Origin of the sequence: Streptococcus mitis (assembly GCF_946190375.1) — a bacterium.
Lineage (GTDB): Bacteria > Bacillota > Bacilli > Lactobacillales > Streptococcaceae > Streptococcus > Streptococcus mitis_CJ.
This window is the reverse complement of sequence record NZ_CAMIAF010000003.1, coordinates 21,824-35,878: the sequence shown is the minus strand read 5'-3', so window position 1 is coordinate 35,878 and position 14,055 is coordinate 21,824. Positions and strand designations below refer to the sequence as shown.

Annotated in this window: 15 protein-coding genes and 1 other annotated feature; all 15 genes read left to right on the top strand. The window is 40.5% G+C overall.

The features are described 5' to 3' along the window. Positions 1-150 precede the first annotated feature (150 nt). The 15 genes from N8M09_RS02130 to N8M09_RS02060 all read left to right on the top strand — a co-directional run bounded on the left by N8M09_RS02130 (position 151) and on the right by N8M09_RS02060 (position 13,785). Complete coding sequence (locus tag N8M09_RS02130; RefSeq protein ID WP_261063164.1) at positions 151-1,437, top strand: homoserine dehydrogenase; 1,287 nt, start codon at positions 151-153, stop codon at positions 1,435-1,437. A 1-nt stretch (position 1,438) separates the two neighbouring features. Next, positions 1,439-2,308, top strand: coding sequence for a homoserine kinase (gene thrB, locus N8M09_RS02125; RefSeq protein ID WP_024057159.1), 870 nt, complete (start codon positions 1,439-1,441; stop codon positions 2,306-2,308). A 213-nt stretch (positions 2,309-2,521) separates the two neighbouring features. Continuing rightward, the gene (gene msrB, locus N8M09_RS02120; RefSeq protein ID WP_261063153.1) at positions 2,522-3,448 is read left to right on the top strand and encodes a peptide-methionine (R)-S-oxide reductase MsrB; all 927 of its coding nucleotides are present in this window, start codon (positions 2,522-2,524) and stop codon (positions 3,446-3,448) included. 60 nt (positions 3,449-3,508) lie between these two features. Then, positions 3,509-5,233 (top strand): ABC transporter ATP-binding protein, encoded by a 1,725-nt coding sequence (locus tag N8M09_RS02115; RefSeq protein ID WP_261063146.1) that lies wholly within the window; start codon positions 3,509-3,511, stop codon positions 5,231-5,233. Between the two features lies 1 nt (position 5,234). Further along, entirely contained in the window at positions 5,235-6,983 is a 1,749-nt protein-coding gene (locus N8M09_RS02110; RefSeq protein ID WP_261063134.1) for an ABC transporter ATP-binding protein, read from the top strand. 114 nt (positions 6,984-7,097) lie between these two features. Further along, on the top strand, positions 7,098-8,357 hold the full coding sequence (locus N8M09_RS02105; RefSeq protein WP_261063130.1) for a TRZ/ATZ family protein: 1,260 nt from the start codon (positions 7,098-7,100) through the stop codon (positions 8,355-8,357). A gap of 76 nt (positions 8,358-8,433) precedes the next feature. Next, positions 8,434-8,569: a sequence feature (ribosomal protein L10 leader region), on the top strand. Between the two features lie 38 nt (positions 8,570-8,607). Next, positions 8,608-9,108 carry a 50S ribosomal protein L10 gene (gene rplJ, locus N8M09_RS02100; protein WP_001287277.1) on the top strand — a complete coding sequence of 167 codons (501 nt, stop codon included), beginning with the start codon at positions 8,608-8,610 and terminating at the stop codon, positions 9,106-9,108. Positions 9,109-9,180: 72 nt separating this feature from the next. Then, positions 9,181-9,549: a 50S ribosomal protein L7/L12 gene (gene rplL / locus N8M09_RS02095; RefSeq protein ID WP_001196965.1), complete on the top strand. Its 369-nt coding sequence runs from the start codon at positions 9,181-9,183 to the stop codon at positions 9,547-9,549. A gap of 201 nt (positions 9,550-9,750) precedes the next feature. Then, the gene (locus N8M09_RS02090; protein WP_000159607.1) at positions 9,751-9,924 is read left to right on the top strand and encodes a hypothetical protein; all 174 of its coding nucleotides are present in this window, start codon (positions 9,751-9,753) and stop codon (positions 9,922-9,924) included. Further along, positions 9,921-10,685 (top strand): replication initiator protein A, encoded by a 765-nt coding sequence (locus N8M09_RS02085; RefSeq protein ID WP_261063118.1) that lies wholly within the window; start codon positions 9,921-9,923, stop codon positions 10,683-10,685. Before N8M09_RS02090 ends, N8M09_RS02085 begins: the two co-directional genes overlap by 4 nt. A gap of 99 nt (positions 10,686-10,784) precedes the next feature. Beyond that, positions 10,785-12,143 carry a DNA (cytosine-5-)-methyltransferase gene (gene dcm, locus N8M09_RS02080; protein ID WP_261063111.1) on the top strand — a complete coding sequence of 453 codons (1,359 nt, stop codon included), beginning with the start codon at positions 10,785-10,787 and terminating at the stop codon, positions 12,141-12,143. After that, positions 12,127-12,576 carry a hypothetical protein gene (locus N8M09_RS02075; RefSeq protein WP_261063104.1) on the top strand — a complete coding sequence of 150 codons (450 nt, stop codon included), beginning with the start codon at positions 12,127-12,129 and terminating at the stop codon, positions 12,574-12,576. The genes dcm and N8M09_RS02075 overlap by 17 nt, the downstream gene beginning before the upstream one ends. Further along, a complete protein-coding gene (locus N8M09_RS02070) occupies positions 12,569-12,949 on the top strand; it encodes a thioredoxin domain-containing protein (RefSeq protein WP_101776863.1) in 381 nt (126 codons plus the stop codon). The genes N8M09_RS02075 and N8M09_RS02070 overlap by 8 nt, the downstream gene beginning before the upstream one ends. Before the next feature lie 12 nt (positions 12,950-12,961). Then, complete coding sequence (locus N8M09_RS02065; RefSeq protein WP_000840776.1) at positions 12,962-13,195, top strand: hypothetical protein; 234 nt, start codon at positions 12,962-12,964, stop codon at positions 13,193-13,195. A 2-nt stretch (positions 13,196-13,197) separates the two neighbouring features. Then, positions 13,198-13,785 (top strand): CPBP family intramembrane glutamic endopeptidase, encoded by a 588-nt coding sequence (locus N8M09_RS02060; RefSeq protein WP_261063103.1) that lies wholly within the window; start codon positions 13,198-13,200, stop codon positions 13,783-13,785. Positions 13,786-14,055 lie beyond the last annotated feature (270 nt).

The following is a 14,055-nucleotide window of genomic DNA, read 5'->3' as shown; positions in this document are numbered from 1 at the left end:
CATTTCTGGAAAGCTTTTTCTAGATTTTAAGAAGAGCGAATCGTTTGATTCGTTTTTTCTTTTCTAGATTGAAATAGTGATTTACTATAATAGGAATTTTCATAAAATTCTGTTATAATGGCTATATTAGAAAATTTCGAGGAGACAAACATGACAGTTAAAATTGCTTTACTAGGATTTGGTACCGTTGCAAGTGGTGTGCCTTTCCTCCTAAAGGAAAATGGAGAAAAAATCAATCAATCAGCACATTCAGAGATTGAAGTTGCCAAGGTATTGGTCAAGGATGAAGATGAAAAGAATCGCTTGCTTGCAGCAGGGAATGACTTTAACTTTGTAACCAATGTGGATGACATTTTGTCAGATCAAGACATTACGATCGTAGTGGAATTGATGGGGCGTATCGAACCAGCTAAAACCTTTATCACTCGTGCCTTGGAAGCTGGGAAACACGTTGTGACTGCTAACAAGGACCTTTTGGCTGTCCATGGTGCAGAATTGTTAGAAATCGCTAAAGAGCATAATGTAGCACTTTACTACGAAGCAGCAGTAGCTGGTGGGATTCCAATTCTTCGTACTCTAGCAAATTCCTTGGCTTCTGATAAAATCACGCGCGTGCTTGGAGTAGTCAACGGAACTTCCAATTTCATGATGACCAAGATGGTGGAAGAAGGCTGGTCTTACGATGATGCTCTTGCGGAAGCACAAAGACTAGGATTTGCAGAAAGCGATCCTACGAATGACGTAGATGGTATTGATGCAGCCTACAAGATGGTCATTTTGAGCCAATTTGCCTTTGGCATGAAGGTTGCCTTTGATGATGTAGCCCACAAGGGAATCCGCAACATCACACCAGAAGACGTAGCTGTAGCTCAAGATCTTGGCTATGTAGTGAAATTGGTTGGTTCTATCGAGGAAACTCCTTCAGGAATTGCTGCAGAAGTGACTCCAACCTTCCTACCTAAAGCACACCCACTTGCCAGTGTAAATGGGGTAATGAACGCTGTCTTTGTAGAATCTATCGGTATTGGTGAGTCTATGTACTACGGACCAGGTGCTGGTCAAAAACCAACTGCAACAAGTGTGGTGGCGGATATTGTCCGTATCGTTCGTCGTTTGAATGATGGTACCATTGGCAAAGACTTCAACGAATACAGCCGTGACTTGGTCTTGGCAAATCCAGAAGATGTCAAAGCAAATTACTACTTCTCAATCTTGGCTCCAGACTCAAAAGGTCAGGTCTTGAAATTGGCTGAGATTTTTAACGCTCAAGATATTTCCTTCAAGCAAATCCTCCAAGATGGCAAAGATGGTGACAAGGCGCGTGTAGTGATTATCACACATAAGATTAATAAAGCGCAGCTTGAAAATGTCTCAGCTGAATTGAAGAAGGTTTCAGAATTCGACCTATTGAATACCTTCAAGGTGCTAGGAGAATAAGATGAAGATTATTGTACCTGCAACCAGTGCCAATATCGGGCCAGGTTTTGACTCGGTCGGTGTAGCTGTAACCAAATATCTTCAAATCGAGGTCTGTGAAGAACGGGATGAATGGCTGATTGAACACCAGATCGGCAAATGGATTCCTCATGACGAGCGTAATCTCTTACTAAAAATTGCCTTGCAAATTGTACCAGATTTACAACCAAGACGTTTGAAAATGACTAGTGATGTTCCCTTGGCGCGTGGTTTGGGTTCTTCCAGCTCGGTTATTGTAGCTGGGATTGAACTAGCCAACCAACTGGGTCAGCTCAACCTGTCTGATCATGAAAAATTGCAGTTGGCGACTAAGATTGAAGGACACCCTGACAATGTAGCTCCGGCCATTTATGGTAATCTCGTTATTGCCAGCTCCGTTGATGGGCAAGTTTCTGCTATCGTAGCAGACTTCCCAGAGTGTGATTTCCTAGCCTACATTCCCAACTATGAATTGCGTACTCGAGACAGCCGTGGTGTCTTGCCTAAGAAATTGTCCTATAAGGAAGCTGTTGCAGCTAGTTCTATCGCCAATGTGGCGGTTGCGGCCTTATTGGCAGGAGACATGGTGACCGCTGGGCAAGCAATCGAGGGAGATCTCTTCCACGAGCGCTATCGTCAGGACTTGGTGAGAGAATTTGCGACGATTAAGCAAGTGGCCAAAGAAAATGGTGCCTATGCAACCTACCTCTCTGGTGCTGGGCCGACAGTTATGGTCTTGGCTTCTCATGACAAGATGCCAACGATTAAGGCAGAATTGGAAAAGCAACCTTTCAAAGGAAAACTTCATGACTTGAAAGTTGATACCCAAGGTGTCCGTGTAGAAGCAAAATAAAGAATAGAAGATGGGATGGGGAAACTCTCGACCAGAGAGCTTCCTATCCTTTTTTTGAAAAGAAGTTTATACTCAATGAAAATCAAAGAGCAAACTAGGAAGCTAGCCGCAGGTTGCTCAAAGCACTGCTTTGAGGTTGCAGATGTAAGCTGACGTGGTTTGAAGAGATTTTCGAAGAGTATTAGTTAAAAACTTGATAAAGGAGAAATAAAGATGGCAGAAATTTATCTAGCAGGTGGTTGTTTTTGGGGCCTAGAGGAATATTTTTCACGCATTTCTGGAGTGCTAGCAACCAGTGTTGGCTACGCTAATGGACAAGTCGAAACGACCAATTACCAGCTGCTCAAGGAAACAGACCATGCAGAAACGGTTCAAGTGATTTATGATGAAAATGCAGTGTCACTCAGAGAAATTTTGCTTTATTATTTCCGTGTCATCGACCCTTTATCCATCAATCAACAAGGGAATGACCGTGGTCGCCAATATCGAACTGGGATTTATTACCAAGATGATGCAGACTTGCCAGCTATCTATACAGTGGTGCAGGAGCAGGAACGCATGCTGGGTCGAAAGATTGCAGTAGAGGTGGAGAAACTTCGCCACTATATTCTGGCTGAAGACTATCTTAAGAAGAATCCTTCAGGTTACTGTCATATTGATGTGACCGATGCTGATAAGCCATTGATTGATGCCTCTAACTATGAAAAGCCTAGTCAAGAGGTGTTAAAGGAAAGCTTAACTGAAGAGTCCTATCGTGTTACCCAAGAAGCTGCTACAGAGGCTCCATTTACCAATGCCTATGACCAAACCTTTGAAGAAGGGATTTATGTAGATATTACGACGGGTGAGCCACTCTTTTTTGCCAAGGATAAGTTTGCCTCAGGTTGTGGTTGGCCAAGTTTTAGCCATCCGATTTCAAAAGAGTTGATTCACTATTACAAGGACCTGAGTCATGGAATGGAGCGAATCGAGGTTCGTTCTCGGTCGGGGAATGCTCATTTGGGTCATGTTTTCACAGATGGACCTCGTGAGTTTGGTGGCCTCCGTTACTGTATCAATTCTGCTTCCTTGCGCTTTGTGGCTAAGGATGAGATGGAAGAAGCAGGATATGGCTATCTACTGCCTTACTTAAACAAATAAAACAGAGATGGTGGGCGCTTCCCACTTTCTTTATTTCCAGAATACGAATAGAAGGGATTTATGAAACACCTATTATCTTACTTTAAACCCTACATCAAGGAATCAATTTTAGCACCCTTGTTCAAGCTACTAGAAGCTGTGTTTGAGCTCTTAGTTCCTATGGTGATTGCTGGGATTGTTGACCAATCCTTGCCCCAAAGAAATCAAGGTCATCTATGGATGCAGATTGGCCAGCTCCTTATCTTTGCAGTGATTGGCGTTGTAGTGGCCTTGGTAGCTCAATTTTACTCAGCCAAGGCAGCGGTTGGATTTGCCAAAGAATTGACAGGTGACCTCTATCGCCATATTCTTTCCTTGCCCAAGGACAGCAGAGATCGTTTGACCACTTCTAGCTTGGTCACTCGCTTGACTTCGGATACCTACCAGATTCAGACTGGTATTAATCAATTCCTGCGTCTCTTTTTGCGAGCACCTATTATTGTCTTTGGCGCTATCTTTATGGCCTATCGCATCTCAGCTGAGCTGACTCTCTGGTTCTTGATCATGGTTGTCATTTTGACCATCGTCATTGTAGGTCTTTCTCGGTTGGTCAATCCTCTCTACAGCAGTCTCAGAAAGAAAACGGACCAACTAGTTCAGGAAACACGCCAGCAATTACAAGGGATGAGAGTGATTCGTGCTTTTGGTCAAGAAAAACGAGAGTTACAGATTTTTCAAACCCTTAACCAAGTTTATGCTAGTTTACAAGAAAAGACGGGTTTCTGGTCTAGTTTATTAACACCTCTGACCTATCTGATTGTTAATGGAACCCTCCTTGTTATCATCTGGCAAGGCTATATTTCTATCCAAGGAGGATTGCTCAGTCAAGGGGCCCTCATTGCCCTTATCAACTATCTCTTGCAGATTTTGGTGGAATTGGTCAAGCTAGCCATGCTGATAAATTCCCTCAACCAGTCATATATCTCAGCCAAGCGAATCGAGGAAGTCTTTGCTGAGGCTCCAGAAGATATTCATTCAGAATTAGAACAAAAGCAAGCTACCAGTGATCAGATTTTACAAGTTCAAGAACTGACCTTTACCTATCCTGATGCGGCCCAGCCTTCTCTGAGAGATATTTCCTTTGATATGCAGCAAGGGCAAATCCTTGGTATCATTGGGGGAACAGGTTCTGGTAAATCAAGCTTAGTACAACTCATCCTTGGACTTTATCCAGCAGACAAGGGGTGCATTTACCCTTATCGAGATGGATCTAGTCCTCGTAATCTTGAGCAGTGGCGGTCTTGGATTGCCTATGTGCCCCAAAAAGTCGAACTCTTTAAAGGAACCATTCGTTCCAACTTGACTTTAGGTTTAGATCAAGAAGTAACTGACCAAGAACTCTGGCAGGCATTGGAAATTGCTCAAGCCAAGGATTTTGTCAGTGAAAAGGAAGGACTCTTGGATGCCCTAGTTGAGGCAGGAGGTCGAAATTTCTCAGGCGGACAAAAACAAAGGCTGTCGATTGCTCGAGCAGTCTTGCGCCAGGCTCCATTTCTCATCCTAGATGATGCGACCTCGGCGTTGGATACCATTACGGAGTCCAAACTCTTGAAAGCTATCCGAGAAAATTTACCAAACACGAGCTTAATCTTGATTTCTCAACGAACCTCAACACTTCGTATGGCAGACCAGATTCTCCTCTTGGAAAAAGGTGAGCTCCTAGCTATCGGCAAGCACGAGGACTTGATGAAATCCAGTCAAGTCTATCGCGAAATCAATGCATCCCAACATGGGAAGGAGGACTAGCATGAGACGACAAACTGCAAACCAGACGCTCAAACGTTTGGCAAAAGATTTAGCAAGCAATCCCTTCCTTCTTTTCCTAGCCTTTCTAGGAACTATTGCCCAAGTTGGATTATCAATTTATCTTCCTATCTTGATTGGGCAGGTCATTGACCAAGTCCTGGTGGCTGGTTCTTCACCAGTTTTTTGGCAGATTTTTCTCCAAATGATCTTGGTTGTCATAGGAAATACCCTTGTGCAGTGGGCCAATCCTCTTCTCTATAATCGCCTAATCTTCTCTTATACCAGAGACTTGCGAGATCAAATCATCCATAAGCTCCATCGGTTACCGATTGCTTTTGTTGATCAGCAAGGAAGTGGAGAGATGGTCAGTCGTGTGACCACAGATATCGAACAGTTGGCAGCTGGCTTGACCATGATTTTTAACCAATTTTTTATTGGCGTCTTAATGATTTTGGTTAGTATTCTAGCCATGCTTCAAATTCATCTCCTCATGACCCTCTTGGTCTTGCTGTTGACGCCACTGTCTATGGTAATTTCACGCTTTATTGCCAAACGCTCCTATCATCTCTTCCAAAAGCAAACAGAGACGCGGGGAATTCAGACTCAGTTGATTGAAGAATCGCTTAGCCAACAGACAATTATCCAGTCCTTCAATGCTCAAGAAGATTTTATCCAAAGACTGCGTGAGGCTAATGACAACTATGCAGGTTATTCGCAGTCAGCTATCTTTTACTCTTCAACGGTTAATCCTTCGACTCGCTTTGTAAATGCGCTTATTTATGCCCTTCTAGCTGGAGTAGGAGCTTATCGTATCATGATGGGGTCCACCTTGACCATTGGACGCTTAGTGACTTTTTTGAACTATGTTCAGCAATACACCAAGCCTTTTAACGATATTTCTTCAGTTCTAGCCGAGTTGCAAAGTGCTCTCGCTTGCGCGGAGCGTGTTTATGGAGTCTTAGATAGTCCTGAGGTGGCTGAAAGTGGTAAGGAAGAGTTGACCAGTGACCAAGTTAAGGGAGCTATTTCCTTTAAACATGTCTCTTTTGGCTACCATCCTGAAAAGATTTTGATTAAGGATTTATCTATTGATATTCCAGCTGGTAGCAAGGTAGCTATTGTTGGTCCGACAGGTGCCGGAAAATCAACTCTTATCAATCTCCTCATGCGTTTTTATCCCATTAACTCGGGAGATATCTTGCTGGATGGGAAATCCATTTATGACTATACCCGGGCATCATTGAGACAACAGTTTGGTATGGTGCTCCAAGAAACCTGGCTCAAGCAAGGAACCATCCATGACAATATTGCCTTTTGTAATCCTGATGCTAGTCGGGAGCAAGTGATTGCTGCTGCCAAAGCAGCCAATGCAGACTTTTTCATCCAACAGTTGCCGCAGGGTTACGATACCAAGTTGGAAAATGCAGGAGAATCTCTCTCTGTCGGTCAAGCCCAGCTCTTGACCATTGCCCGAGTCTTTCTGGCTATTCCAAAGATTCTCATCTTAGACGAGGCGACTTCCTCCATCGATACACGGACAGAAGTGCTAGTTCAGGATGCATTTGCTAAACTCATGAAGGGGCGCACAAGCTTTATCATTGCTCACCGCTTGTCAACCATTCAGGATGCGGATATGATTCTAGTCTTAGTGGATGGCGATATTGTGGAGCATGGCAATCATCAGGACCTCATGGCTAGAAAAGGCAAGTATTACCAAATGCAGCAAGCTGCCGCTTTTAGCTCTGAATAAGCCTTTCTATTTTAAAATCTTATGAACGAAAAAAGTTGCCTTCGGGTGACTTTTTTGTTACAATAGCTAGAAAAATTATTCACTGTAAATTGTCTTATAGAAAAGGAGCCTAGAATGAAAGTCTTTCAGCATGTAAATATCGTGACTTGTGACCAAGATTTCCATGTTTATTTGGCTGGAATCTTAGCAGTTAAGGATTCTCAAATCGTCTATGTTGGTCAAGAGAAGTCAGAGATTTTAGAGCAAGCTGAGCAGATTATAGACTATCAGGGAGCCTGGATTATGCCTGGTTTGGTTAATTGCCACACACACTCTGCTATGACAGGATTGAGAGGAGTCCGAGATGATAGTAATCTTCATGAATGGCTCAATGACTATATCTGGCCAGCAGAAGCTGAGTTTACTCCCGACATGACTACTAAGGCGGTTAAAGAAGCTCTGACAGAGATGCTCCAGTCAGGAACAACAACCTTTAATGATATGTATAATCCCAATGGTGTGGATATTGAACGGATTTATCAGGCAGTGAAAGATTCCAAGATGCGTTGTTATTTCTCACCTACCCTCTTTTCTTCGGAGACAGAGACAACTGATGAAACTATAAGCAGAACTCGATTCATCATAGAGAAAATCTTAGAATATAAAAATCCAAATTTCAAGGTGATGGTAGCTCCACATTCTCCCTACAGTTGTAGTATAGACTTGCTGGCAGAAAGCTTAGATATGGCAAAAGAGTTGAATATTCCTCTCCATATCCACGTGGCGGAGACCAAGGAGGAGTCAGGAATTATCCTGAAACGATACGGCAAACGTCCCCTCGCTTTTCTAGAAGAACTGGGTTACTTAGATCATCCTTCTGTCTTTGCTCATGGGGTAGAATTAAACGAGCGAGAAATTGAACGTTTGGCAACTTCTCAAGTGGCTATCGCCCATAATCCTATCAGTAACCTTAAACTGGCCTCAGGAATCGCTCCAATCATCCAACTCCAAAAAGCAGGAGTGGCAGTAGGAATTGCGACAGATTCGGTTGCTTCCAATAACAATCTAGATATGTTTGAGGAAGGACGGACTGCAGCTCTCCTTCAGAAAATGAATAGCGGAGATGCCAGCCAATTTCCTATCGAAACAGCTCTCAAGGCACTGACAATCGAAGGGGCTAAGGTCCTTGGAATGGAAAATCAGATAGGAAGTCTAGAAGTCGGCAAGCAAGCAGATTTTCTCGTTATTCAACCACAAGGGAAAATCCATCTTCAACCCCAAGAAAATATGCTCTCTCACCTAGTCTATGCTGTCAAGTCCAGTGATGTAGATGATGTCTATATTGCCGGAGAACCAGTAGTTAAGCAAGGTCAAGTTCTGACAGTAGAACTTTAAAAGAAAAATCACGAAAAAATTTTAAAAAAAGTTTGCAAAAATCTTGCATTCTTTTTTTGACTATGCTATACTTATATACGGTTTGAAAAAACTGCCTAAGACAGTAGGGGAGCTCGACTCATAAATATCCTACCGAGGACAAAACGTATCATGTAAAAAGAAGCGTATTGTACTTTCGTGTCTAGGTTTGGGCGCGTTTTTCTTTTGGAAAAATTCCCCAAGCAAAATAATAACGGAGGTGAACACACTAATGAGTGAAGCAATTATTGCTAAAAAAGCGGAACTAGTTGACGTAGTAGCTGAAAAAATGAAAGCTGCTGCATCTATCGTCGTTGTAGACGCTCGTGGTTTGACAGTTGAGCAAGATACAGTTCTTCGTCGTGAGCTTCGTGGAAGCGAAGTTGAGTATAAAGTGATTAAAAACTCAATCTTGCGTCGTGCAGCTGAAAAAGCTGGTCTTGAAGATCTTGCATCTGTATTTGTTGGACCATCTGCAGTAGCATTTTCTAACGAAGATGTTATCGCACCAGCGAAAATCTTGAACGACTTTTCTAAAAACGCTGAAGCACTTGAAATCAAAGGTGGTGCAATCGAAGGCGCTGTCGCATCTAAAGAAGAGATTCTTGCTCTTGCAACTCTTCCAAACCGCGAAGGACTTCTTTCTATGCTCCTTTCTGTACTTCAAGCGCCAGTGCGCAATGTTGCTCTTGCAGTCAAAGCGGTTGCAGACAACAAAGAAGACGCAGCTTAATCTTAAGCTACGCAGCGTAGCCTAGCTACGAAAATATATTATAAATTTAAAACATATTTGGAGGAAATAACAATGGCATTGAACATTGAAAACATTATTGCTGAAATTAAAGAAGCTTCAATCCTTGAATTGAACGACCTTGTAAAAGCTATCGAAGAAGAATTTGGTGTAACTGCAGCTGCTCCTGTAGCTGTTGCTGCAGCTGGTGCTGCTGACGCTGGTGCTGCTAAAGATTCATTCGACGTTGAATTGACATCTGCAGGCGACAAAAAAGTTGGCGTTATCAAAGTTGTACGTGAAATCACAGGTCTTGGACTTAAAGAAGCTAAAGAACTTGTTGACGGTGCACCAGCACTTGTTAAAGAAGGCGTTGCAACTGCAGAAGCTGAAGAAATCAAAGCTAAATTGGAAGAAGCTGGAGCTTCAGTTACTCTTAAATAAGAGGCATATACCAATTAGAATTCGGAATACTATAGTATCAGCCTTTTAGAATCGTGAACATATTTTAGAAACTGATAAATTAATTTAGTTTCCTACCAAAAACCCTACCAAAAATTAATTTGGCAGGGTTTTTCTTTTTAGCAAATTTATCGTGGAGAACAATTGAATATTGTTCTCCTTTTTTTATTTTCAGGAGGGAAAATGACAAAAGAATTACAATCATCACGCTATATTGTCATTTCATTTTTAGTACGTGAAATGGGAATTGATATTGTTGAAGCCATCTCTCTTATGGCTGAATTAGAAAAAAGTGGCTTGGTTCGATTGGAATCAAGTGGAGATTTAATACTCAAAGAACTTGGAGGAGCGCTATGAAACGAATTACCGCAAATCAATACCAAACTTCAGAACGGTATTATAAATTACCTAAAATTCTTTTTGAGGATGAGAAATATATGGATATGAAATTAGAAGTAAAGGTGGCTTATTCAATTTTAAAAGATCGTTTAGAATTATCTCTTAGTCGTGGTTGGATAGATGAAGAAGGGGCGGTTTATTTAGTATTTTCTAATTCTAAACTGATGAGGCTGTTAGGTTGTTCGAAGTCAAAACTACTATCAATCAAAAAAACTCTTAAAGAATATGACTTAATTGATGAAGTTCAACAGTCTTCAAGTGAGAAAGGAAGACTAGCTAATAAGATTTATTTAGGGGAGTTGTCTTCTACCCCAGTAGCTAATTCAAACAGGCCTAGTGTTAAAAAAAGACTAGGGCAGGTTGAAAATGAAACGGCCCCCGTCTCACATTCAGCCACTAGTGAGACTGAAGTTAGTGAGACTGAATCTTTATTTATTGAGGATGAGGAAGAAAGGAATACTCAACCTATCTTGAGAAGAAAAGTAGAAAAGGTCACAAAATATGATCGAGATTATATTTGGGGATTGGTACAAGATCAATTTAGACGTGAGGGTTTTTCTGAAACAGCCAGTGATATAGCTATGACTGATTTTGAGAGAATCTATCAATATGCTCTAGATAATGTTCACTTTGTTAGACGAGCGGAAGTACTTGCTGAATTTGTGTTTAATGGCCTATATTCCGTTTGGAATAACCGTGTTAGAAAAGGAGGTGGTTAAAATGTCGCCAATCGAGTGGATATTAGTTATGCTCATTTTCATTTCAAGTGGTGTGACTCTTTGGACATTGATAGTCGATCAGGAAGGGGGGATAAAGAAATGAAATTTATTGATTTATTTTCAGGTATCGGTGGTTTTCGACTAGGAATGGAAAGTGTCGGACACGAGTGTATTGGATTTTGTGAGATTGATAAATTTGCTAGGAAATCTTATAAGTCCATTTTTCAAACAGAAGGAGAAATAGAATTTCATGACATACGAGATGTTTCAGATGACGAATTTAAAAAACTTAGAGGGAAAGTCGATGTCATCTGTGGGGGATTCCCTTGTCAAGCATTTTCAATCGCAGGAAGACGATTGGGATTTGAAGATACTAGAGGCACTTTGTTCTTTGAAATTTGTCGGGTGGCCAAACAAATCCAACCACGTTTTCTTTTTCTTGAAAATGTTAAAGGCCTACTCAATCACGATAAGGGACGGACGTTCACCACAATCCTTACCACGCTTGATGAATTGGGGTTTGATGTTGAGTGGCAGGTGCTTAACAGTAAGGATTTTGGCGTTCCCCAAAACAGAGAGAGGGTGTTTATTATCGGACATTCTAGAAAGAGAGGTACCAGACTCTTATTTCCTTTCAGACGAGAAGGTCAAGCAACTAACTCTGAGACTTTGAAAGTACTAGGAAATTTGAATCCATCAAGAAGTGGAATGAGTGGTAAAGTCTATTATTCAGAAGGTCTTGCGCCAACCTTAGTTCGTGGAAAAGGAGAAGGATTTAAAGTTGCGATTCCTTGTATGACAACAGACAGATTAGAAAAAAGACAAAATGGTAGACGTTTCAAGGATAATCAAGAGCCAATGTTTACTTTAAATACTCAGGATCGCCATGGTATTGTCGTTGTTGGAGATTTACCAACTAGCTTTAAGGAAACTGGTCGCGTCTATGGAAGTGAGGGCTTATCTCCAACACTGACTACAATGCAAGGAGGAGATAAAATCCCCAAAATACTAATTCCAGAACCAATCCAATTTCTAAAAGTACGGGAAGCAACGAAAAAAGGATATGCTCAAGCAGAGATTGGGGATTCAATCAATTTAGAAAGACCAAGTTCTCAGTATCGTCGTGGTAGAGTTGGAAAAGGTATAGCGAATACGTTAACAACTAGTGGGCAAATGGGAGTAGTAGTTGCTAGTTATGAAGGAGAAGATAAACAAGTTTATCATGTAGCTGGTGTCTTAATAGATGGACAATTTTACCGTTTGAGAATACGACGAATCACTCCTAAAGAGTGTTTTCGCCTACAGGGATTTCCTGATTGGGCTTTTGAAGCTGCTAGAAAAGTCTCTAGTAATAGTCAGCTCTATAAACAAGCTGGTAATAGTGTAACCGTTCCTGTGATTGCCGCAATCGCAAAAAAATTAAAAGAAATAGAGAAAAAAGATGAAAGCATTAAATAAAGAATCAATACTAGATTGTGATGAATTAGAAACAGAATTACATGATGCAGAAATCAAACAGCTGGATGAACAAATATTTTTACTGCCTAATTATCCATGTGAGTTTGAGGTGACATTTTTAGATGATTACCATAAAAAACATAATTACCCACTATTTTATGAATCCTATCTTCAAAACGTTATGGAATTCCTGGAAAGTCAGGATATAAAGAACGGAGCTGATGCCTTTGTAGATGATCATCAGAATCTTGTTTTTGTTTTATATGGGCAAGGCTATCGAGCCGAGGGAAAAGAGGGAATACTTACAACCCAAGTAACTGTAAAAGCTTATGATGAAGACAAGAAACCGATTAACTTCGCAAATTTATTAGATTCCTTAATCGTCTCAGAATATCAAATGGAACCGAATCTTTGGGAGGTTTCTCATGATTGATCTCTATCTAAGTAAAAATAGCCAAAGAAATCAACTTCTTTTAGACTTCTTTCAAAAATACGGCATCGAGGTATCTTGTCATTCAGTTTCTGAAATGACAAAGGACAAATTAATTGAGATGATGAGCTATTCTTCAGATTGTTTCGAGTTTTTATCTCCAAATTTATTACGTTTTAAGAATCGAGATAACCTAAAATTAACAGATTTCATCGAAATGATATTAAAAAATCCTGAACTAACCATCAGACTTCCTCTTGCGGTTTCAAATAAGCGAGTTTATCCAAATCTGAATCTGGAGGAGGCTAGAGCTTTATTGCCAAGAGATACGAAACAATTGATTTACATGGCACAAACACATTATTTATCAAGTTAAAGGAGAATCAATATGGCAGAACGATTTTGGGAGAACTTGTCCATTATTTTGGCTGAAAGAAATATCAGCTGGATTGAGTTAACCAGAAAAATGTTTGCGGGAGAGTTTCACTATCCAAGTGAATTGAATCGTTTGTATCAAAAGATTCGTCACTACAAGATGGAACAACGAATGCCTCAAAGTCCATGGGTAGAAAGGATTGTGCAGGTATTAGATTTAGATTATGAAGATTTATTTCGGAGGTAACTATGAAAAGAATAATTCCAGTTTATATATTCCAACAAGTAAATGTCCTATTGGTATCTCTATACTTACTGAAATTGCTTTGTATCGGTGAGTTAACTATACTACAGATTCTCTATGGTGCATCACTCATTTCTTTTTTATGGATATATGGCCAACGAAAACAAGTGGTCAAGGTCAATATGAAATCTAGGATAAAATGGCTTGGTATTGGATTCGTTAGCCTACTAATTATAAGTCTATGTTTTAGTCTGATTCATGCTCAAGGAAGCACGAATCAAGCAAACTTAATTGGCCTTCAACATCAAGTTCCTTGGTTTTCATTTTTATTGTTTTTAATCAATGCGAGTATGGTTGAAGAATTTCTGTATAGAGAAATTTTATGGAACTTGGTCAGAAAATTAGAGATTCGAGTTGCTTTGACAAGTGTTTTATTTGCCTTAGCTCATCATCCAGGAACCATTCTAGCTTGGTGTTTATATGTTTCATTGGGAGTGTTTATAGGGATGGTGCGCTATAAATCGGACTTATGGGGCAGTATGGGTCTACATTTGGTGTGGAACCTACTAGTTTATAGTTTGCTGCTTTTTTAGACCAAATTAGCTTGTTTTAGGGAAATGAAATGCTAACGTTATTTAACAATGTTAGTCTTTTATTTCAAAATCTTTGTTTAGTATGAATTTAGCTCGACAGAAAAAATAAGAAATGTGATAAAAATTTCAACTACTCTTATCTATAATAAAGCTACCTGTTCTTTGAAAATTAAATCCACTCCGTCTTGATTAGCGTGCCTGTGTAAGTAGGGACTGAGAGTATTCCCCTGTGAAGGGCAACTGGCACAAGACGTGTGTGAGAATTTTCTA